The organism is Pseudomonas sp. AN-B15, assembly GCF_019056475.1.
Taxonomy (GTDB): Bacteria; Pseudomonadota; Gammaproteobacteria; order Pseudomonadales; family Pseudomonadaceae; genus Aquipseudomonas; species Aquipseudomonas parakoreensis.
The window spans coordinates 4,063,959-4,087,200 of sequence record NZ_CP049737.1 but is presented as its reverse complement, the minus strand read 5'-3'; the positions used below and the strand labels follow the sequence as shown (position 1 = coordinate 4,087,200).

The following is a 23,242-nucleotide window of genomic DNA, read 5'->3' as shown; positions in this document are numbered from 1 at the left end:
GGTTGGCTGGCCTCTTCGCGAGCAGGCTCGTTCCTACAAGGAATTTGCATCGTTCACAAAACCTGTGGGAGCGAGCCTGCTTGCGAAGCTTTCAGGTGGCCCATCGCGGTTTTCGCTTTTGCACGAAAGCCATCGTGCCCTCGATCCCTTCGACACCGGTCACCGCTTTACTGAACCACTGCGCTGCGTCATCCAGCAGTTCATTCGATGGCTGTCCGGCGCTGGCCAGCAACAGCTTTTTGGTCATCGCATTCGCGTCCGGTGCGCAGCACAGAACATGGTCGAGTACTTCGTCGAGGCGTTCGGCCAATGCCTGCGGATCCTGCTCGACAAAATGCACCAGCCCCAGGCGTCGCGCTTGATGACCATCGAAACGCGCGGCTGTCAGTGCCAGCCGACGGGTTTCGGTCAGGCCGATGCGTTGCACCACGAACGGCGCGATCTGCGCAGGCAGCAGCCCGAGGCTGGTTTCCGGCAGGCCGAACTGCGCCTGATGATCGGCCATGGCGATATCGCTCACACATGCCAGCCCAAGACCACCGCCGAGCACTGCGCCTTGCAACACCGTGATCAGCACTTGCGGCGCCTGCTGCGCCTCTTGCAACAGCGCACCGAAAGCGCGGTTCAAATCGCGATAGGCATCGGCGCCCCGGGCGCGTGCATTGGCCATGTCCTTGATGTCGCCGCCAGCGCAGAAGTGCCCGCCCGCGCCACTGAGCACCAGGGCGCGAACACTGCGCTCATCGCGTACCGTCGCCAGTACCGAACGCAGTTCGGCGACCATGTGCAGGCTCATCGCATTGCGGCTTTCCGGGCGATTGAGGGTGATGTGCAATACGCCGCCATGCAGCTCCAGCAGCAGTGTCTGGCAATCGGGCAGGGGGCTCATTGCTTTTTCCCCGGCAGAATGCCCATCAGTTTGCAGATGATCCCCAGCATGATTTCGTCGGCGCCACCGCCAATCGACACCAGCCGCACATCGCGATAGGCGCGGGCCACCGGGTTGTCCCACATGAAGCCCATGCCGCCCCAATATTGCAGGCAACTGTCGCTGACTTCACGACCGAGGCGCCCGGCCTTGAGCTTGGCCATCGAGGCCAGACGCGTGACGTCCTGACCCTTCACATATTGCTCGGTGGCCTGATAGACCAGCGCCCGCAGGCATTCGATTTCGGTCTGCAATTCGGCGAGGCGGAAGTGGATCACCTGATTGTCGATCAGCGCGTTGCCGAAGGTTTTGCGCTCCTTGCAGTACTCGATGGTGCTGTCGACGCAATATTCCAGCCCCTTGATCATGTTGGCCGCGCCGAACAGACGTTCTTCCTGGAACTGCAGCATCTGCATCATGAACCCGGCGCCTTCGTGGCCGATGCGGTTGCGCTGCGGCACACGCACGTTGTCGAAAAACACCTGGGCGGTCTCCGAACTGCGCATGCCGAGCTTGTCCAGGTGTGAGCTGAGGCTGATGCCCGGGGTGTTCATCGGCACCATGATCAGCGACTTGTTGATGTGCGGCTTGTCGTCCGAGGTGTTGGCCAGCAGGCAGATGAAATCGGCACTCGGTGAATTGGTGATCCACATTTTGCTGCCATTGATCACGTAATCGTCGCCGTCCTTGCGCGCGCTGGTCTTGAGACCCGCGACATCGGAACCGGCGCCGACTTCCGAGACGCCGATGCAACCGACCTGCTCGCCGGTAATCGCGGGGCGGAGGAATTCGTCGCGCAATTCATCGGAGCCGAAGCGGGCCAGCGCCGGGGTGCACATGTCGGTCTGCACGCCGATCGACATCGGAATGCCGCCGCAATGAATGGTGCCGAACTCTTCGGCGGCGACAATCGAATAGCTGTAGTCGAGGCCCATGCCGCCGAATTTTTCCGGTTTGGAAATCCCCAGCAGACCAAGGTCGCCGGCCTTGCGGAAAATCTCGTGGATCGGAAAGCGCCCGGCCTTCTCCCATTCATCGACGTGTGGATTGATCTCGTGTTCGACGAATTGGCGGACGGTGCGGCGCAGTGCTTCGTGTTCCGGGGTGAAGATCATTTTTATTGTTCTCCTTGGGATCCGTGGCGGTCAGAAGCGGCTGACGCCGAAGCTGTTGGGTTGCAACGTGCGGATGTCGGCTTCGTGGCAGATATCCAGCAGGTAACCGAGCAGGGTGCGCGTGTCGCGCGGGTCGATCAGGCCGTCGTCCCACAGGTTGGCGCTGCCGTAGAGTGCGGTGGACTGGCTGTCGAGTTTCTGCGCGGTGACCTGTTCGAGCATGTCGAGCATTTTCGGATCCGGCACCAAGCCTTCCTTGAGCTGTTTGGCCTCGGTGACAATGCGCAGCACCTTGCCGGCCTGTGCGCCGCCCATCACCGCCGTGCGGCTGTTGGGCCAGGCAAAAATGAAGCGTGGATCGAGACCGCGCCCGCACATCGCATAGTTGCCGGCGCCGTAGGAGCCACCGACGACAATCGTCAGTTTAGGCACTCGGGCATTGGCCACCGCTTGAATCAGTTTCGAGCCGTGTTTGATCACGCCTTGCTGCTCGGATTCGGTGCCGACCATGAACCCGGTGGTGTTGTGGAAGAACAGCAGCGGCGTCTGGCTCTGATCGCACAGTTGAATGAACTGCGCGGCCTTGCTCGCCCCGGCGGGGGTGATCGGGCCGTTGTTGCCGATCAAGCCGCAGGCACGGCCCTGGATTTTCAACTGGCCACAGATGGTCTGCTGATCGAACTCGCCTTTGAATTCGAGAAACTCCGATTCATCGGCTATCCGCGCAATGATTTCGCGCACGTCGTAGGGCTTCTTCGGGTCGTCGGGAATCAGCCCGAGCAACTCGTCGATCGGGTACAGCGGGTCCTTGTATTGCGGTTCCGGCAACCACGGCAGTTGTTCGTTCCACGGCAGCAGGCGCAGGATCTCGCGCACCAGACGCACGCCATCGGCATCGTTCTCGGCCAGGTATTCGGCGGTGCCGGCAACCTGTGCGTGCATTTCTGCGCCACCCAGTTCTTCATCGGTGGCGACCTCGCCCGTCGCGGCTTTGAGCAGCGGCGGCCCGGCAAGAAACAGCTTGGCCTTGCCGCGCACCACCACCACGTAATCCGACAGCCCCGGTTGATAGGCGCCACCGGCCGTGGCCGAGCCATGCACTACGGTGATCTGCGGCAGCCCCATGGCCGACATTCGCGCCTGATTGGCAAAACTGCGTGCGCCCTCGACGAATATCTCCGCCGCATAATTGAGGTTGGCGCCGCCGCTTTCGGCGAGGGTGATCACCGGCAGTTTGTTCTCTTGGGCGATCTGTTGCAGACGCAGGGATTTCTTCAGGCCGGTGGGGGAAATGGTGCCGCCCTTGATTGCGCTGTTGTTGGCCACCACCATCGCCCGAATGCCGGACACATAACCGATGCCGGCGATCAAGCCACCGCCGGCGGCGCTGCCATCCTTGTCGTCGTGCAGTTTGTAGCCGGCCAGGCTCGCCAGTTCGAGAAACGGTGCGCCGGGGTCGAGCAACAGGTTCAGGCGTTCGCGGGGCAGCAGTTGCCCGCGCTTGTCGAATTTGGTCTTGGCTTCGGCAGCCTTGTTCAGCAGGTTCTGTTCCAGTTGCTGGACGTGCTCGATGGCCGTGAGCATCGCCGCGCGGTTGCGGGCGAAGGCTTCGCTGTGCGGATCAAGTTCGGACTGGATCTGCGGCATGGCTTACTCCTTGTCCTTGAGGACGTCGGGCAGGTACGCCCGATGGAAACCGTTGAACGACTCGCTGTGGCTCGCCTTGTGCAACGGCCATGCACGGCTGCCGAGGCTGGCCGCACCATCGATTTTCAAGGTGCTGCCACTGATGAACGCCGCCGCCGGACTGAGCAGGAAAACAATCGCCGCACTGACTTCCGATTCGGTGCCGATGCGCTTGAGCGGTACGTGTTCGCGCAAGGTCGGGATCACCGCTTTGAACGCGCCCTCATAAGTGTCCATGCCGCTGGACGCGATCCACCCCGGCGCCACCGCATTGACCCGCACCCCGGCGTAACCCCACTCGAATGCGGCGGTCTTGGTGAAGTTGTCCATCCCCGAACGTGCCGCGCCGGAATGGCCCATGCCGGGCATGCCGCCCCACATGTCGGCGAGCATGTTGACGATGCTGCCGCCGTGTTTACTCATCGACTGGTTGAACACTTCCCGGGCCATCAGGAAGCCGCCGACCAGATTGGTGCGCAGCACGGTTTCAAAGCCTTTCTGATTGATCGAGGCCAGTGGCGACGGGTATTGACCGCCGGCATTGTTGACCAGGCCGTGGATCGGCCCGTGCTCGGCGATCAACTCAGTGACCAGTTGTTTTACCGCGTTTTCGTCACGGATGTCGCAGGCGTGCCAGTGCGCGCGGCCACCGTCTTCGGTGATTTCGGCGGCGACTTTTTGCAGTTTTTCCGGCTTGCGCCCGACCAGCAGCACCCTGGCGCCGAGCGCTGCCAGTTCATGGGCGGTGCAACGGCCGATGCCACTGCCGCCACCGGTGACGATGAGGGTCTGGCCGTTGAACAGATCGGCTTTGAAAATCGATGCGTAAGCCATGAAGTCCAACCTCTAGTCGAGTTGTTCGGCGATGCTCTGCGGCACCGGGATCTGGATTTCCAGCAGTTGCTGGGCGAAGGCCTTGCCCTGTGGATCGATGCGCAGACTTGCCACGCCACCGCCACCGAGGGCGTTTTCCAGCAGGAAATTCAGGCTGTGGGTGCCGGGCAGGTACCAGCGTTCGACCCGGCCATGGATCGGGTCGAGCACGTGGCGCATCCAGTCGACGATGACCGCCGGCGTCAGCGCTTCGGCGATCCACGGCAGGTACTCCGGCCGACGCGGCAGGACGCCGATGTTGCTGTGGTTGCCCTTGTCACCGGAGCGCGCCACCGCCAGTTTGACCAACGCCACGCTGGCGTCGGCGCGGCCCTGGGGTTTGGGTGGCTGTTCGGGGGTTGGCAGAGCGTGGCTGTCGAGTGGTGTTTGCGCAGGCAGGGCGCAGGGGTATTGCTCACCGGCCATGTCGATTTGCAGGGTGCAGGCGTTTTTGTCGATCAGGAACGAGAACAGGCGGATCAGCGGATAGACCGTCGGCCGCCCGCCGACGATGCCGGTCAGTCCCGGCGCCATGCCGGTCGCGGCCTGGGCGATTTCCCGGGAGAACAGGATCAGCGCCGGTTTCAGTGTATGGCGCACCGCGAGTTTGATCACCACCTCGCGGCTGTCACGGCGCTGACCGTGAGGGCCGTAAGTGGCTTCACTGCCGAGCAGTTCGATATCGACTTCGCTGTAGGGCGGCCAGCCGCGCTGGCTGAATATTTCCGAGGTTTTGTCGATGATCGCCTGGCTCACGCGCCGGGCCTTGTCCACCGCATCGATGCCGGCGATCAGGCAACTGGCGGTGCAGCGAAAGCCGTCCGGGTAAGTAGCGCTGACTTTGTATTTATCGCTGGGTGGCAAGCCTTTGGCACCGTGCACATGCACGGTGTTTTTGCCCTGTTGCTGCAGTTTCACTTGAGTGAAATCGCAGACTACGTCTGGCAACAGATACGCCTGTGGATCACCGATTTCATAGAGCATCTGCTCGCCAACCGTCAGTGGCGTCACTAACCCGCCGGAGCCCTCGGGTTTGCTGACGATGAACTGGCCGTCGGCGCTGACGTCGACGATGGGAAAACCGATGTGTTCGTAATCCGGCACATCGCGCCAGTCGGTAAAATTGCCCCCGGTACATTGTGCGCCGCACTCGATGATGTGCCCGGCCAGCGCCGCCTGAGCGAGTTTGTCGTAGTCGTGCCAGGCCCAGCCGAACTCATGCACCAGCGCCGCGCTGACCACCGCGCTGTCGACCACGCGCCCGGTGATGACGATGTCGGCGCCCAGGCGCAGGGCTTCGACGATGCCCGGCGCGCCGAGGTAGGCGTTGGTCGATACGCACATCGGCGGCAGCGGCGCGCCGTTGAACATTTCGTGGATGCCTTGAGTGGCGAGTTGCTTGAATTGCGGCTGCAGGTCGTCGCCGAGCAGCACGGCGATTTTCAGACTGACACCGGCCTTGTCGCAGGCGGCCTGCAGGGCGGCGGCACAGGCTTTCGGATTGATTCCGCCCGCGTTGCTGATCACGCGAATCTTCTGTTCGACCAGTTGCGGCAGCAGCGGCGCGAGCACTTCGACAAAATCCCCGGCGAACCCGGCTTGTGGGTCCTTCATACGGGCGCCGGCCATGATCGACATCGTGATCTCGGCCAGGTAATCGAACACTAGATAATCCAGGCGCCCGCCTGCCACGAGCTGGGCGGCGGCGGTACTGGTGTCACCCCAGAATGCGCTGGCGCATCCGATGCGAACGGTCGTGGGCATGGTGATCTCCGACTCAGGAACCTGCGACAGAAGTGCCTGGAGGCTACCAAGCAAGCGCTTGGTTTGTAAACAGCTGAAATATCTTCTGCCCAAGCGCTTGCTTGGTTGCCGCCTGCGGCTTAAATTGCGCGCAACCCTGCGTGTTCAGGGGGCAACAGACTGATCGACTGTAGGAGAGAACGGGTGGACGAGCAAAAAGCCCTGAGGGTCATGCGCGAACTGGTCGACCAAGGCCAACTGACCGACCCTGACAGCGCTCGCGGCAAACTGCTGCAAGTGGCCGCCCACCTGTTCCGCAACAAAGGCTATGAACGCACCACCGTGCGCGATCTGGCCGGGGCGGTGGGGATTCAGTCCGGGAGCATTTTTCATCACTTCAAAAGCAAGGATGAAATCCTTCGTGCGGTGATGGAGGAGACCATCGTCTACAACACCGCGTTGATGCGCGCCGCGCTGGCCGAAGCCGCCAATGTACGCGAGCGAGTGCTGGCGCTGATTCGTTGCGAGTTGCAGTCGATCATGGGCGGCAGCGGCGAAGCAATGGCGGTGCTGGTCTACGAGTGGCGTTCGTTGTCCGAGGAGGGGCAGGCCCGGGTGCTGGCCCTGCGTGATGTCTATGAAGAGATCTGGTTGCAAGTGCTGGGCGAAGCCAAGGAGGCCGGGTTTATCCGTGGCGATGTTTTCATTACCCGACGTTTCCTCACCGGTGCACTGTCCTGGACCACCACCTGGTTCCGCGCTGGCGGCAGCCTGAGCCTTGATCAGTTGGCCGATGAAGCGCTGATTCTGGTGCTCGAAGAGCGCCAGTCCACTTTCTAACAGGCCGGGAAACTGGCTAACTGGGCGAAACCGCCTAGCTTGAATGCATTGAGTGCCTTTTTTTCGGGGAGTGGGGTGTTTTGAAGTCTTCGGCAATTCGGACGACCGCAGGGCTTTTGCTCGTAGCGCTGTCGGTATTTTGGGTGTTGCCCGTACAGGCAGCGCAACTGGTTCGGGTGGGTGCGGCGCATTTTCCGCCTTACACCGTGCGTCCGGAAAGTGGTGCCGACACTGGCCTGCTGCCGCAACTGGTCGAGGCGCTCAATGCACTGCAGGCAGACTATCAGTTCGTACTGGTACCGACTTCGATTCCTCGGCGCTTCGGTGATTTCAAGCAGGGCCGGATCGACATGGCGATCTTCGAGAACCCCGATTGGGGCTGGAAGGAGATTCCTCATACCGACGTCGATATGGGCCTGGAAGATGCCGAGATTTTCGTCGCGCAACGTGAAGACGGTCGCCAGCAGAACTATTTCGCCGACCTCAAGGGCAAGCGCCTGGCGCTGTACAGCGGTTATCACTATGAGTTCGCCAACTTCAACGCCGATCCCAAATACCTCGCCGATACCTTCAACGCGACGCTGACCTATTCCCACGACAGCAACCTGCTGATGGTGCTGCGCGGGCGCGCCGATATCGCTCTGGTCACGCGCTCGTACCTGTTCGATTATCTGCTGCGCAACGAGAAAGTGCGTGACGAATTGCTGGTGTCGCAACGCATCGATCAGATCTACCACCATTACGCCATTCTGCGTCCGACGGCACCGATCACTGGCGAGGCGTTCGGCAAGTTGCTGCAGGGTTTGCGCGACAATGGCCAGATGCTGAAGATCTTCGATCCTTACAAGATTGCCGTGGTGCCGGTGGCTCATCGCTGACCGATTTTCATCCGGGCGGCTAAATTTCTCCTCTCGGCTCACGTCCCATCGTTGAACTGTCGACGATTATCGTGAGCCCGACCCATGTCCAATCTGAATGACCTGACTGCCCTGGCCCTGCCTTCGGGCAGCCAACTGGTAGCCGATGCCACTGAAAGCCGTCTGAGCCTGAGCCTGGACGGGCAACCGCTGATTCGCCTGCGCCTCGATCGCCTGGGCAAAGGCCCTATCCAGCTCGACGAGCGTTACGCACTGCCCGTGGGGCAGGCGCTGTGGGCGGCCTGTTACTGGTTGTTCGCACGCGATCCGGACTGTCAGCAACTGCTCTGGCAACTCGATCAACCACCCACTGAAGCGTTGCTCAGCGGTTTGCTGGTCAGCACCGAAGTGGCTGGTGAATACCGCTGCGAACGCACCCTGTTCTGGCAGTTGCCGCAACCCTGGCTGGGCACGTCGCTGACCGGCAGCTACCCGCAACAAATGGTGATCAGTCACGGCAAGCGCCATCCGCTGCGCCCGGCGAAGCCGCGCGGTGAGGTCTATCGGCGTTTCGATGCGCGTCTCGGTGCGTGGATTTCCCTGCGTACGCTGGAGATCGAGCAGGATCTGGCGCGTTTCAATCGCTGGCAGAACAGCCCGCGAGTCGCCAGTTTCTGGCAGGAGGAGGGCAGCCTCGAGCAGCATCGCGAATACCTGAGCAAGCTCGACGCCGATCCGCACACCCTGACGCTGATCGGCTGTTTCGACGATCAACCGTTTGCCTATTTCGAGGCCTACTGGGCCAAGGAAGACCGTATCGCGCCGTTCTACGACGCCGACAATTACGACCGTGGCATTCACATGCTGGTGGGAGAGGAAAACCACCGTGGCCCGCACAAGGTCGCGAGCTGGTTGTCGGCGCTGGTGCACTACCTGTTTCTGGATGATCCGCGGACCCAGCGCGTGGTCGCCGAACCGCGTGCCGATAACGCGAAGATGATCGGCCACATGCACAACCAGTGCTTCCACTGCGAGAAGGAGTTCGACTTTCCGCACAAGCGCGCGGCCTTGATGATTCTGGGACGTGAGCGGTTTTTTGATCGGTGCAAGCTGGCGTAAAAGCAAAAGATCGCAGCCTTCGGCAGCTCCTACATGAAAGGTATTCCTCTGTAGGAACTGCTGAAGGCTGCGATCTTTTTCTGCGATGAACCGGGCTTAGCGCCGACCCATCGAGGCCGCATCCCCACGGCTGCCCGACACCTTGCGGCAGTGCACCAGTGCATCGCGAATCATGAAGTTGACCAGGGTCGGCGAGACGCCGAGTTCCTTGGCGATGTCCTTTTGCGGCACGCCGTGCAGGCGGTACATCTCGAAGGCGTAACGGGTGCGGCTGGGCAGTTCGGTCAGCGCGTCGGCGATGTGCTCCAGCGTCGAGAAATTGATGTGCGAGGTTTCCGGCGAAGCGCCCTGAATGACCACGTTCAACCCTTCCTCTTCGGGGCCCGAGTACTTTTGTTCCAGCGCCTGTTTGCGGTAGTGATCGATGGCGAGGTTGCGCACGATCTGGAACAGGTAACTCAATTGCGCCTTGATCGACGAGGTGATCGGCGGCGCCGATTGCAAGCGGAAGAACGCATCCTGCACCACGTCTTCGGCGCGCGAACGGCAGCCGGTAATGCGCGCTGCGATCTTCACCAGAATCAGTCGATTGTCGACGAAGGCCTGAAGTAGCGGTGAATCGCACCTGCTTGTGGATACTTGTTCCGTCATGGAAATCACCTTGCTGCCAATAGGTTAGTGGGACGCCGGGGGACGAGGCCGTCCTACACATCGAGCGACAAATTATGTTGAATGATAATGATTGTCAATTGAGAAAGAGAACTAATGCTCCGTAAAGGTGCGAATCGAGAACTGCGACACACCGCCACACCCCGTCCCCCGTTGGCGATCCTGCCCGCTGACTAATTATTTGCAGACGCCATCCGTTCTCATTGGTGAATGGCTTCGGGGGTACAGCCCCGGCCAGACAGCATTCCCCAAGCCTTGCGCGGTCGGCACAGACCACGCCCTGCACGCCCACGACTGGCGTGACGCAGCAACCCGATTCCACTAGCAAGCCGAATTCAGGCAGGAAACCTCATGACCGACGCGTTCGAACTCCCCAGCACTCTGGTCCAAGCCCTCCAGCGCCGTGCGGCACACACGCCGGAGCGCCTGGCCCTGCGCTTTCTCGCCGAAACCGAGGAGCAGGGCGTGGTGCTCAGTTACCGCGAACTGGATCAACGCGCGCGCACCATTGCTGCCGCATTGCAGGCCCAGGCTGAGTTCGGTGATCGCGCGGTGCTGCTGTTCCCCAGCGGCGCGGATTACGTCGCGGCGTTTTTCGGTTGCCTGTACGCCGGGGTGATCGCGGTGCCGGCTTATCCGCCGGAGTCCGCCCGTCGTCATCATCAGGAACGCCTGCTGTCGATCATTGCCGATGCCGAACCGCGTTTGCTGCTGACCAGCGCCGACCTGCGCGATGCCTTGCAACAAATCGAAGGGGCGCCGCCGTTGCTGTGCGTCGATACGCTCGACAACACGCTGGCCGAGAACTGGATTGAGCCGACCCTGCCGCAGAACCACATCGCCTTCCTGCAATACACCTCCGGCTCCACCGCGTTGCCCAAAGGCGTGCAGGTCAGCCACGGCAATCTGGTGGCCAACGAGCTGCTGATTCGCCACGGTTTCGGCATCGACGTGAACCCCGACGACGTGATCGTCAGCTGGCTGCCGCTGTACCACGACATGGGCCTGATCGGCGGATTACTGCAGCCGATTTTCAGCGGCGTGCCGTGCATCCTGATGTCGCCGGCGTACTTCCTCGGTCGCCCGTTGCGCTGGCTTGAAGCGATCAGCCAATACGGCGGCACCATCAGCGGCGGGCCGGATTTCGCCTATCGTTTGTGCAGCGAGCGGGTCAGCGAATCGGCACTGGAACGACTCGACCTGAGCCGCTGGCGCGTGGCCTATTCCGGTTCCGAACCGATCCGTCTCGACACCCTCGAGCGCTTCGCCGAGAAGTTCACCCCGTGCGGCTTCAGCGAAGACAGCTTCATGGCGTCCTACGGTTTGGCCGAAGCGACCCTGTTCGTTGCCGGCACACCGCGTGGCACCGGTATCCCTGCGTTACGCGTGGACGATCAAGCGCTGGCGCAAAATCGTGCCGAGCCGGGCGACGGCAGCGCGATCATGAGTTGTGGCATCAGCCAGCCTGATCACGCGGTGCTGATTGCCGACCCGGTCACGCTCAAAGAACGAGCTGACAACTTCGTCGGTGAAGTCTGGGCCGCCGGGCCGAGCATCGCTCACGGCTACTGGCGCAACCCCGAGGCCAGCGCCAGGACCTTCGTCCAGCACGCCGGTCGCACCTGGCTGCGCACTGGCGATCTGGGCTTCATCCGCGACGCTGAACTGTTCATCACCGGGCGCCTGAAAGACATGCTGATCGTGCGCGGTCACAACCTTTATCCGCAAGACATCGAGCAAACCGTCGAGCGTGAAGTGGAAGTGGTGCGCAAAGGTCGCGTCGCGGCATTCGCGGTCACTCAGGGCGGTGAAGAAGGCATTGGCATCGCGGCGGAAATCAGCCGCAGCGTGCAAAAAATCCTGCCGCCCGAAGCGCTGATCAAAGCCATTCGCCAAGCGGTGGCCGAGGCCTGTCAGGAAGCGCCGAGCGTGGTGGTGCTGCTCAACCCGGGCGCGCTGCCGAAGACGTCCAGCGGCAAGCTGCAACGCTCGGCGTGCTGCACGCGTCTGGCCGATGGCAGCCTCGACAGCTACGCGACGTTCCCACCGGCCACCGCTGAAACCCGCGAGTCGACCGCGTCCACCTCCGAGCTGGAAGCCCTGATCGGCAAGCTCTGGGCCGAGCAACTCAATCTCAAACAGGTCAACGCCGACGACCACTTTTTCCTGCTCGGCGGCAACTCGATTGCAGCAACTCAAGTGATCGCCAAGGTGCGCGAAGAACTGGGCCTGGAGCTGAACCTGCGTCTGCTGTTCGAGGCGCCGACCCTGTCCGCGTTCGCCGCTGCCGTGGCGCAACAGCAACAGGACGGCGGCAGCGCCCAAGGCGAAATCACCCCGTTGTCGCGCAGCGAAGCACTGCCGCAATCGTTGGCGCAAAACCGTCTGTGGATCACCTGGCAACTCGACCCGCACAGCAGCGCCTACAACATTCCCGGTGCCCTGCGTCTGCGTGGCGAGCTGGACGAGGACGCGGTGCGCGCCAGCTTCCAGCAACTGATCGAACGCCACGAATCGCTGCGCACGCGCTTTTTCGAACGTGACGGTGTGGCGCTGCAACAGGTCGAGGCGGCGCCTGAATTCAATCTGCAACTGATTGACCTCAGTGACTTGCCAGTGCACGAGCGTGAAGCCCGCGCGCAACAGATCCGCGAAGACGAAGCGCGCACTCAGTTCGATCTGGAAAAAGGCCCGCTGCTGTGGGTGACGCTGGTGCGCCTCGACGACGAAGATCACCAGTTGCTGGTGACGCTGCACCACATCATCGCCGACGGCTGGTCGCTGAACGTGCTGATCGATGAATTCTCGCGCCTGTACGCTGCGGCATCCCAAGGTCAGCGCGCCGAACTCGCGCCGCTGCCCACCCGATACGCCGACTACGGCAGCTGGCAGCGCCAATGGCTGGCGCAAGGCGAGGCCGAGCGGCAACTGGCGTACTGGAAAGCCCGGCTGGGCGACGACCATCCGGTGCTGGAACTGGCCACCGATCGCCCGCGCTCGGCCAAGCAATTGCACAGCGCCGCGCGCCACAGCGTGCGCCTCGGTGTCAGCCTCAGCGATGCGATCAAGCAGACTGCGCAGGCGCATCAATCGACGCCATTCATGCTGTTGCTCTCGGCGTTCCAGAGCCTGTTGCACCGCTACAGCGGTCAACGCGATATCCGCATCGGCATCCCCAATGCCAACCGCCCGCGCCTGGAAACCCAAGGCCTGATCGGCTTCTTCATCAACACCCAGGTACTGCGTGCCGAGGTTGATTCGCGGCAGTCGTTTATCGAGTTGCTGGCGCAGACCCGCGAGGCTGCGCTGGGGGCTCAGGCCCATCAGGATCTGCCGTTCGAACAACTGCTCGAAGCGTTCCCGCAGGCTCGCGAACAGGGACTGTTTCAGGTCATGTTCAACCACCAGCAACGCGACCTGAGTGCGCTCAAGCGTCTGCCGGGTCTGCTCGCCGAAGAGCTGCCGTGGCACAGCCGCGAAGCCAAGTTCGACCTGCAACTGCACAGCGAAGAAGATCGCAACGGACGCCTGACCTTGTCCTTCGACTACGCCGATGAACTGTTCGACGCGGCGACCATCGAGCGTCTGGCCGAACACTTCAGCAACCTGCTGCGCAGTGTGTGCGAACACCCGCAACAGGCAATCGGCGACCTGCAACTGCTGACTCCGTGCGAGCACGAACAGCAACAAGCGTGGAGCATCGCCCCCTGCACCCCGGCGCGACACTGGCTGCCGGAACTGCTCAACGAACAGGCGCGGCAGACCCCGGAACGCACCGCTTTGGTGTGGGACGGTGGCAGTCTCGATTTCGCCGAATTGCACGCCCGGGCCAACCGTCTCGCGCACTACCTGCGCGACAAAGGTGTGGGCCCGGATGTGTGCGTGGCAATCGCTGCTGAGCGTTCGCCGCAACTGCTGATCGGCCTGCTGGCGATCATCAAGGCCGGTGGCGCTTACGTGCCGCTGGATCCGGATTATCCGGCCGAACGTCTGGCCTATATGCTCAGCGACAGCGGCGTCGAACTGCTGCTGACCCAGACTGCTCTGCTCGAGCGTCTACCGGCCAGTGACGGTGTCAGCGTGATCGCCATGGACGCATTGCACCTGGAAAACTGGCCGAGCCAGGCCCCGGGCCTGCACCTGCATGGCGACAACCTCGCCTATGTGATTTACACCTCCGGCTCCACCGGCCAGCCGAAAGGCGTGGGCAACACTCACGCGGCGCTGGCCGAACGTCTGCAATGGATGCAGAACACCTATCGCCTGAACGACAGCGACGTGCTGATGCAAAAGGCGCCGATCAGTTTCGACGTGTCGGTGTGGGAGTGCTTCTGGCCGCTGATCACTGGCGCGCGTCTGTTGATCGCCGGCCCTGGTGAGCACCGCGATCCGCATCGTATCGCGCAGCTTGTTCAAGAATATGGTGTGACCACGCTGCACTTTGTGCCGCCGCTGCTTTCGCTGTTTATCGACGAACCGCTGAGCACCGAATGCACCAGCCTGCGCCGGGTGTTCTCCGGCGGCGAAGCGCTGCCGGCGGAACTGCGCAACCGCGTGCTGGCGCAACTGCCGGCGGTGCAATTGCACAACCGTTATGGCCCGACCGAAACCGCGATCAACGTCACTCACTGGCACTGCACCACGGCCGATGGCGAGCGCTCGCCGATTGGCCGGCCGCTGGGCAACGTGATCTGTCGCGTGCTCGACGCCGATCTCAATCCCGTACCGGCCGGTGTGCCGGGTGAACTGTGCATAAGTGGTATCGGTCTGGCCCGTGGTTACCTCGGTCGTCCGGCGCTGACGGCCGAGCGCTTTGTGATCGATCCACTGGGCGAGCAGGGCGCACGTCTGTATCGCACCGGTGACCGTGCACGCTGGACTGCTGATGGCGTGATCGAATACCTCGGCCGTCTCGATCAGCAGGTCAAACTGCGTGGTTTCCGCGTCGAGCCGGAAGAAATCGAAGCGCGCCTGCTGGCTCAAAATGGCGTCGCCCAGGCCGTGGTGCTGGTGCGCGAAACCGTGGCCGGCGCGCAACTGATCGGCTACTTCACCGCTGTCGATGCGAGCGAAGATCAGCACGTGCAGATCGCCCGCCTGAAAACCGCGCTGGCCGCCGAACTACCGGAATACATGGTCCCGGCGCAACTGCTGCGTCTGGACGCAATGCCCCTGAGCCCGAGCGGCAAGCTCGACCGTCGCGCCTTGCCTGAGCCGCAGTGGCAAGTGCGTGAACACTTCGAACCGGTCACTGAGCTGGAGCAACAGATCGCCGCGATCTGGCGTGAAGTGCTGGGTCTGCCACGGATCGGTCTGCGCGACGATTTCTTCGCCCTCGGCGGGCACTCGTTGCTGGCCACACAAATCATCTCGCGCAGCCGTCAGGCCTGTGACGTCGAGTTGCCGCTGCGCGCCTTGTTCGAACACAGCGAACTCGGTGATTTCGCCGAACAGATCCGCCTGATCCAGGCCAGCGGCCAGACCAACCAACAGCCGCCGATTGCCAAAGTCGACCGCCGCCAAGCGGTGCCGCTGTCCTATTCGCAACAACGCATGTGGTTCCTCTGGCAGATGGAGCCGGACAGCCCGGCGTACAACGTCGGCGGCATGGCGCGCCTGCGCGGCGTGTTGCATGTCGAGCATTTCGAGGCGGCGTTGCAGGCGTTGATCCTGCGCCACGAAACCCTGCGCACCACGTTCCCGAGTGTCGATGGCGTGGCCCGTCAGCAGGTGCATGCCGAGACCGGCGTGCGCATGGGCTGGCAGGATTTCTCGAAATTGCCGGCTGACCAGCGCGAACAGAAAGTCCAGCAATTGGCCGACGAAGAAGCGCATCTGCCGTTCGACCTGGAAAGCGGCCCGCTGCTGCGCGCCTGCCTGGTCAAGACCGCCGAGCACGAGCATTACTTTGTCCTGACCCTGCACCACATCGTCACTGAAGGCTGGGCGATGGACATTTTTGCCCGCGAACTCAGCGCGCTGTACGAAGCGTTCGTCGATGAGCGCGATTCGCCGCTTGAACCGTTGCCGGTGCAATACCTCGATTACAGCGTGTGGCAGCGCAACTGGCTGGAGTCCGGTGAGCGTCAGCGCCAGCTCGACTACTGGACCGCGCAACTCGGTCGCGAACATCCGTTGCTGGAACTGCCCGGCGACCGTCCGCGTCCGCCGGTGCAAAGCCATCAGGGCGAGTTGTTCCGTTTTGATCTCAGTGATGACCTCGCCGCCCGCGTCCGTGCGTTCAATGCGCAAAACGGTCTGACCCTGTTCATGACCATGACCGCTGCGCTCGCCACCTTGCTCTACCGCTACAGCGGCCAGACCGACCTGCGCATCGGCGCACCGGTGGCCAACCGGATCCGCCCGGAAAGCGAAGGGCTGATCGGCGCATTCCTCAACACTCAGGTGCTGCGTTGCCAGCTCGACGGGCAGATGTCGGTGGGTGAGTTGTTCGAGCAAGTGCGCCACACCGTGATCGAGGGCCAGTCGCATCAGGATCTGCCGTTCGATCATCTGGTCGAAGCGCTGCAACCGCCACGCAGTGCGGCGTACAACCCGTTGTTCCAGGTGATGTGCAACGTGCAGCGCTGGGAGTTCCAGCAGAGCCGGACGCTCGCCGGGATGACTGTCGAATACCTGGCCAACGATGCACGGGCGACCAAGTTCGACCTCAATCTTGAAGTCACCGACCTTGATCATCGCCTCGGCTGCTGCCTGACGTACAGCACCGACCTGTTCGACGAACCGACCATCGCGCGCATGGCCCGGCATTGGCGCAATCTGCTGGAAGCGTTGATCGCCGATCCGCAACAGCGTCTGAGCCAGTTGCCGCTGCTCGACCCGGCTGAGCAGCAACACCTGCTCGACAGCCTCGGTGTCGAACCGGGCGAACGGCGTCTCGATCAATGCATCCATCACCTGTTCGCCGAGCAGGCGCTGGCGCGCAAAGACGCCCCGGCGCTGACGTTCGCCGGGCAGACGTTGAGCTACGCCGAACTCGATGCCCGCGCCAATCGCCTGGCCTGGGCCCTGCGCGAGCGTGGGGTCGGTCCGCAGGTGCGGGTCGGTCTGGCGCTGGAGCGCTCGCTGGAAATGGTCGTCGGCCTGCTGGCGATTCTCAAGGCTGGTGGCGCTTATGTGCCGCTGGACCCGGAATACCCGCTCGACCGTCTGCGCTACATGATCGAGGACAGCCGTGTCGGTCTGTTGCTCAGTGATCGGGCGATGTTCAACGCCCTCGGCGTTCTGCCGCCGAGCATGGCGCGCTGGTGCCTGGAAGATGACAGCGCGGCGCTGGCCGATTACCCGGCCAGCGAGCTGCCATTCATCAGCCTGCCGCAGCATCAGGCTTATCTGATTTACACCTCGGGTTCGACCGGCCAGCCGAAAGGCGTGGTGGTGTCGCACGGTGAAATCGCCATGCATTGCCAGGCGGTGATCGAGCGTTTCGGCATGCGTCCGGACGACTGCGAACTGCACTTCTATTCAATCAACTTCGACGCCGCTACCGAGCGTCTGCTGGTGCCGCTGCTCAGCGGCGCGCACGTGGTGCTGCGGGCGCAAGGGCAGTGGGACGCGGAAGAAATCTGCAACTTGATCCGCACCCACCGGATCAATGTGCTCGGTTTCACCCCGAGCTACGGCAGCCAGTTGGCGCAATTCCTCGCCACGCAGAATGAAACCCTGCCGGTGCGGATGATCATCACCGGCGGCGAAGCGCTGACCGGCGAGCACCTGCAACGGATTCGCGCCGCATTCAAACCGAGCCTGTTCTTCAACGCCTATGGCCCGACTGAAACCGTGGTCATGCCGCTGGCCAGTCTGGCGCCGGAAGTGCTGGAAGAGGGCGCCGGCAGCGTGCCGATCGGCAGCGTGATCGGTGACCGCGTGGCGTACATTCTCGACGCCGATCTGGCGTTGGTCCCGCAAGGCGCGACCGGTGAATTGTTCGTCGGCGGTGCCGGTCTGGCGCAGGGTTATCACGACCGTCCGGGCATTAGCGCCGAGCGTTTCGTGGCTGATCCGTTTGCCGCCGATGGCGGACGCATGTACCGCACCGGCGACCTGGTGCGCCAGCGTGCCGACGGGCTGGTGGAATATCTGGGGCGGATCGACCATCAGGTGAAAATCCGTGGTTTCCGCATCGAGCTGGGCGAGATCGAAACCCGGCTGCTCGATCACGCTTCGATCCGCGAAGCGGTAGTGCTGGCGCTGGATGCGCCGAGCGGCAAGCAACTGGTGGGCTACCTCGTCACCGATGTCGCCGAACAAAGTGAAACCCACCAGGCCGAACTGCGCGAAGCACTGAAGTCACACCTCAAGGCGCAACTGCCGGATTACATGGTGCCGACGCACCTGATCCTGCTGGCGAGCATGCCGCTGACCGCCAATGGCAAACTCGACCGTCGCGCCTTGCCGGCGCCGGATCCCGAGCTGAATCGTCAGCATTACGTCGCGCCGAGCAGCGAGTTGGAGCAGACCCTGGCACAGATCTGGTGCGAGGTGCTCAACGTCGAGCAGGTCGGTCTCAACGACAACTTCTTTGAGCTCGGTGGCGACTCGATCCTGTCGATTCAAGTGGTCAGCCGGGCGCGCCAGCAAGGCATTCATTTCAGCCCGCGGGATCTGTTCCAGCATCAGACGGTGCAGACCCTGGCCGCCGTCGCCAGCCGCAGCGAGCAAGTCACTGCCGAGCAGGGACTGGTGCTCGGTGAGTCGGCCATGACGCCGATTCAGCACTGGTTCTTCGACACTGAAATTCCTGAGCGTCAGCACTGGAACCAGGCGCTGCTGCTGGAGCCGAGCGTGGCACTGGAACCGCATCGTCTGGAACAGGCGCTGCTGGCGGTGATCGAGCAGCACGACGCCCTGCGTCTGCGTTTCACCCAGGTCAACGATCAATGGCAGGCCACGCATCAACCGGTGTCCGACGCCGAGGTGTTATGGCAGGTGCGGGTGGCGGCGATGGACAAGTGCGCAGCCTTGTTTGCCGATGCCCAGCGCAGTCTCGATCTGCAAAATGGCCCGCTGCTGCGCGCCTTGCTGGTGGACGGGCCCGAAGGTCAGCAACGCCTGTTCATTGCGATCCATCACCTGGTGGTCGACGGTGTCTCGTGGCGCGTGCTGCTTGACGATCTGCAAACTGTGTATCGCCAGCTCGACGCCGAACAGTCAGTACAACTGCCGGCGAAAACCAGTGCCTTCAAGGATTGGGCCGCACGTTTGCAGGCCTATGCCGGCAGCGAATCGTTGCGTGAAGAATTGAACTGGTGGCAAATCCAACTGGCCGGCCCGAACGCCGAGCTGCCGTGCGAAAACCCGCAGGGCGGACAGCAGAATCATCACGCGCAAACCGTCAGCGTACGCCTGGATGCCGAGCGTACCCGACAATTGCTGCAGCAGACGCCGCGCGCCTACCGCACGCAAGTCAACGATCTGCTGTTGACCGCGCTGGCCCGCGTGCTGTGCCGCTGGAGCGGGCAGCCGTCGGCATTGATTCAACTGGAAGGCCACGGCCGCGAAACCCTGTTTGACGAGATCGACCTGACCCGCACCGTCGGTTGGTTCACCAGCGCCTATCCAGTGCGCCTGACTCCGCACAACATCGAAGAAGCGGCCGGGCAGGGCGCTTCGATCAAGGCGATCAAGGAGCAACTGCGCGCGGTGCCGCACAAAGGCCTCGGTTATGGCGTGCTGCGTTATCTGGCCGATGACCTCAGCCAGCGCAGCATGGCGGCGTTGCCGAATGCTCCGGTGACCTTCAACTACCTCGGCCAGTTCGACCAGAGTTTCGCCAGCGATGCGCTGTTCCGTCCGCTGGATGAGCCGGTCGGTGCAGCCCACGATCCGCAGGCGCCGCTGCCCAACGAGCTGAGCATCGACAGTCAGGTGTACGGCGGTGAACTGTTGCTGCGCTGGACCTTCAGCGCCGAACGTTATGACGCGCAGACCATCAATGAGCTGGCCGACGCTTACCTCGGCGAGCTGCAAAGCCTGATCGAACATTGCCTGCAAGACGAGGCCGGCGGCCTGACGCCGTCGGACTTCCCGCTGGCGAAGCTGACCCAGGCGCAACTCGATGCCCTGCCGGTGCCGGCGGCGCACATCGAAGATGTCTACCCGCTGACGCCGATGCAGGAAGGCATGTTGCTGCACACCTTGCTCGAGCCGGGCACCGGTCTGTACTACATGCAGGATCGCTACCGCATCAACAGTGAGCTTGATCCCGAGCGTTTCACCCAGGCCTGGCAAGCGGTGGTCGCTCGTCACGAAGCGCTGCGTGCTTCGTTCTGCTGGAACGTCGGCGAGGACATGTTGCAAGTGATCCACACCCCGAGGCGCACGCCGATCGAGTACCTGGACTGGTGTGACATTGCCGAGGACGAGCAAGAACCGAAGCTGCAAGCGCTGCTCAAAAGCGAGCGCGAGGCCGGATTCGATCTGCTCAATCAGGCACCGTTCCACCTGCGCCTGATCAAGGTCGGCGCGGCGCGTTACTGGTTCATGATGAGCAACCACCACATCCTCATTGATGCCTGGTGCCGCTCGCTGCTGATGAACGATTTCTTCGAGATCTACACCGCCCTCGGTGAAGGGCGCGAAGCGCAGTTGTCGCTGCCGCCGCGTTACCGCGACTACATCGGCTGGCTGCAACGCCAGAGCCTGGCCGACGCACGCCAGTGGTGGCAGCAGAACCTGCGAGGGTTCGAACGCACCACGCCGATCCCGAGCGACCGGCCGTTCCTGCGTGAACATGCGGGTGAAAGCGGCGGCATGATCGTTGGTGACTGCTATACCCGTCTCAAGGTTGAAGATGGCGCCCGTCTGCGCGAGCTGGCCCAGGCCCATCAACTGACCATCAACACCTTCGCCCAGGCGGCATGGGCCTTGGTGCTGCGCCGCCTGAGCGGTGATCGCGACGTGCTGTTCGGCGTCACCGTAGCCGGGCGCCCGGTGGAGTTGCCGGAAATGCAACGCACCGTCGGCCTGTTCATCAACAGCATTGCGTTGCGGGTGCAGATCCCGGCGGACGACCAACGCGCCAGTGTGCGTCAGTGGTTGAGCGGACTGCTCGACAGCAACATGCAGCTGCGCGAGTACGAATACCTGCCGCTGGTGAGCATTCAGGAACAGAGCGAACTGCCGAAAGGCCAGCCGCTGTTCGACAGCCTGTTCGTGTTCGAGAACGCCCCGGTGGAAGTCTCGGTGCTGGACCGTGCACAGAGCCTCAACGCGACGTCGGACTCCGGTCGGACCCACACTAACTTCCCGCTGACGGCGGTGTGCTACCCGGGCGATGACCTCGGTCTGCACCTGTCTTACGACCAGCGTTACTTCGACGAGTCGACCATCGAACGCATGCTCGGCGAGTTCAAGCGTCTGTTGCTGGCACTGGTCGATGGTTTCCATGGCGACATGGCCGAACTGCCGCTGCTGGGTGCCGAGGAACAGGACTTCCTGCTGCACGGCTGCAATCAGAGCGCGCACGACTATCCGCTGGAGCACAGCTACGTGGCGCTGTTCGAAGCGCAGGTCGCGCAACATCCGCAACGCATTGCCGCCAGTTGCCTCGATCAGCAACTGAGCTATGCCGAGCTGAACCAGAATGCCAACCGTCTCGGTCATGCGCTGATTGCAGCCGGGGTACAGATGGATCAACCGGTGGCGTTGCTGGCCGAGCGTAATCTCGATCTGCTGGGGATGATCATCGGCAGCTTCAAGGCCGGTGCCGGTTACCTGCCGCTGGATCCGGGTCTGCCGAGCCAGCGTCTGCAGCGAATCATCGAGCTGAGCCGCACGCCCGTGCTGGTGTGCAGCGACGCCTGCCGCGAACAGGCGCAGACCTTGCTCGATGAATTCAGCTGCGCCAATCGACCACGGCTGTTGGTCTGGGAAGACGTGCAGGCGCTGGCGACATCACTGCACAACCCGGGGATCTACAGTGGCCCGGACAACCTTGCTTACGTGATCTACACCTCGGGTTCGACCGGGTTGCCGAAAGGCGTGATGGTCGAGCAGCGCGGCATGCTCAACAACCAGTTGAGCAAGGTGCCGTACCTGCAACTGACGGACGCCGACGTGATCGCGCAGACCGCTTCGCAAAGCTTCGACATTTCGGTCTGGCAGTTCCTCGCCGCGCCGCTGTTCGGCGCGCGGGTGGACATCGTGCCGAACGTCATTGCCCACGATCCGCAAGGGTTGCTGATGCATGTGCAGGCGCAGGGCATCACCGTGCTGGAGAGCGTGCCGTCGCTGATTCAGGGCATGCTCGCCTCCGAGCGCCTGAGCCTCGACGGCCTGCGCTGGATGCTGCCGACCGGTGAAGCGATGCCGCCGGAACTGGCGCATCAGTGGCTGCTGCGTTATCCGGACATCGGTCTGGTCAACGCTTACGGCCCGGCAGAGTGCTCCGATGACGTGGCGTTCTTCCGCGTCGACCTGGCCTCGACTCGCGGCAGCTATTTGCCGATCGGTACGCCGACCGACAACAACTTGCTGTACCTGGTCGATGGCGCGCTGGACCTGGTGCCATTGGGCGCGGTGGGTGAGTTGTGCGTGGCCGGGATCGGTGTCGGTCGCGGTTATGTCAGCGATCCGCTGCGCACCGCGCCGGTGTTTGTGCCGAACCCGTTCGGCGCGCCCGGCGAGCGTCTGTATCGCACCGGTGACCTCGCGCGGCGGCGCAGTGACGGGGTGCTGGAGTACGTCGGCCGGGTTGACCATCAGGTGAAGATTCGCGGTTACCGCATCGAACTGGGCGAGATCGAGGCACGTCTGCACGAACAACCGGAAGTCCGCGATGCGGCGGTCGGCGTGCAGGAAGGCGTGAATGGCAAGCACTTGGTCGGCTATCTGGTCGCGGCGGATTCGGCGCTCAACCCGAGCGAACGTCTGGAGCGGATCAAGCAGCGCCTGCGCAGCGAATTGCCGGAGTACATGGTGCCGCTGCACTGGTTGTGGCTCGATCAGCTGCCGCACAACGCCAACGGCAAACTCGACCGCAAGGCCTTGCCGGCGCTGGAGATCGGCCAGTTGCAAAGCCAGCATTACCTGGCCCCGCGCAACGAGCTGGAGCAGACCTTGGCCGATATCTGGGGCGAAGTGCTCAAGGTCGACAAGGTCGGGGTGCGCGACAACTTCTTCGAGCTGGGCGGTCATTCATTGCTGGCCACACAGATCGCCTCGCGTGTGCAGAAAACCCTGCAACGCGATGTGCCGCTGCGGGCGATGTTCGAGTGCAGCACGGTGCAGGCGTTGGCCGAGTACATCGAGGGTCTGGCGGCCGGTGACATGACCGAGGACAAGGTGGATCGCTTGAATGATCTGATGGCGGAGCTGGAAGGCTTGTAATCTTCAGCGCCTGTTCCGGCCCCATCGCTGGCAAGCCAGCTCCCACAAGTTTCATGGTGAAC

10 protein-coding genes are annotated in these 23,242 nt (G+C 62.7%); 4 read left to right on the top strand and 6 right to left on the bottom strand.

Annotated elements, in window-relative coordinates; all coding sequences use genetic code 11:
- Positions 1 to 91: 91 nt before the first annotated feature.
- The 5 genes from GTQ41_RS18395 to GTQ41_RS18375 are packed head-to-tail and all read right to left on the bottom strand — an operon-like array spanning position 92 to position 6,366.
- A complete protein-coding gene (locus GTQ41_RS18395) occupies positions 92 to 889 on the bottom strand; it encodes an enoyl-CoA hydratase/isomerase family protein (RefSeq protein ID WP_047295395.1) in 798 nt (265 codons plus the stop codon).
- Positions 886 to 2,043 carry a citronellyl-CoA dehydrogenase gene (atuD, locus tag GTQ41_RS18390; protein WP_047295393.1) on the bottom strand — a complete coding sequence of 386 codons (1,158 nt, stop codon included), beginning with the start codon at positions 2,041 to 2,043 and terminating at the stop codon, positions 886 to 888. The genes GTQ41_RS18395 and atuD overlap by 4 nt, the downstream gene beginning before the upstream one ends.
- Positions 2,044 to 2,073: 30 nt before the next feature.
- Positions 2,074 to 3,690 (bottom strand): geranyl-CoA carboxylase subunit beta, encoded by a 1,617-nt coding sequence (gene atuC / locus GTQ41_RS18385; protein WP_047295391.1) that lies wholly within the window; start codon positions 3,688 to 3,690, stop codon positions 2,074 to 2,076.
- Between the two features lie 3 nt (positions 3,691 to 3,693).
- Positions 3,694 to 4,563, bottom strand: coding sequence for an SDR family oxidoreductase (locus GTQ41_RS18380; RefSeq protein ID WP_047295389.1), 870 nt, complete (start codon positions 4,561 to 4,563; stop codon positions 3,694 to 3,696).
- Positions 4,564 to 4,575: 12 nt separating this feature from the next.
- Positions 4,576 to 6,366: an acyclic terpene utilization AtuA family protein gene (locus GTQ41_RS18375; RefSeq protein ID WP_047295386.1), complete on the bottom strand. Its 1,791-nt coding sequence runs from the start codon at positions 6,364 to 6,366 to the stop codon at positions 4,576 to 4,578.
- Between the two features lie 183 nt (positions 6,367 to 6,549).
- Here GTQ41_RS18375 and GTQ41_RS18370 point away from each other — a divergent pair, with 183 nt between their 5' ends.
- From GTQ41_RS18370 to GTQ41_RS18360, 3 genes are all read left to right on the top strand, one after another.
- Complete coding sequence (locus tag GTQ41_RS18370) at positions 6,550 to 7,185, top strand: TetR/AcrR family transcriptional regulator (RefSeq protein ID WP_047295384.1); 636 nt, start codon at positions 6,550 to 6,552, stop codon at positions 7,183 to 7,185.
- 80 nt (positions 7,186 to 7,265) lie between these two features.
- Positions 7,266 to 8,063 carry an ABC transporter substrate-binding protein gene (locus tag GTQ41_RS18365; RefSeq protein ID WP_047295382.1) on the top strand — a complete coding sequence of 266 codons (798 nt, stop codon included), beginning with the start codon at positions 7,266 to 7,268 and terminating at the stop codon, positions 8,061 to 8,063.
- A gap of 84 nt (positions 8,064 to 8,147) precedes the next feature.
- A complete protein-coding gene (locus tag GTQ41_RS18360) occupies positions 8,148 to 9,161 on the top strand; it encodes a GNAT family N-acetyltransferase (RefSeq protein WP_047295380.1) in 1,014 nt (337 codons plus the stop codon).
- Between the two features lie 96 nt (positions 9,162 to 9,257).
- On the opposite strand, the gene GTQ41_RS18355 is transcribed toward GTQ41_RS18360, so the two are convergent.
- Entirely contained in the window at positions 9,258 to 9,812 is a 555-nt protein-coding gene (locus tag GTQ41_RS18355; RefSeq protein WP_027613402.1) for an RNA polymerase factor sigma-70, read from the bottom strand.
- Between the two features lie 369 nt (positions 9,813 to 10,181).
- On the opposite strand from GTQ41_RS18355, the gene GTQ41_RS18350 reads away from it, so the two are divergent.
- Positions 10,182 to 23,180 carry a non-ribosomal peptide synthetase gene (locus GTQ41_RS18350; protein ID WP_047295378.1) on the top strand — a complete coding sequence of 4,333 codons (12,999 nt, stop codon included), beginning with the start codon at positions 10,182 to 10,184 and terminating at the stop codon, positions 23,178 to 23,180.
- The last annotated feature ends 62 nt before the right edge of the window (positions 23,181 to 23,242 follow it).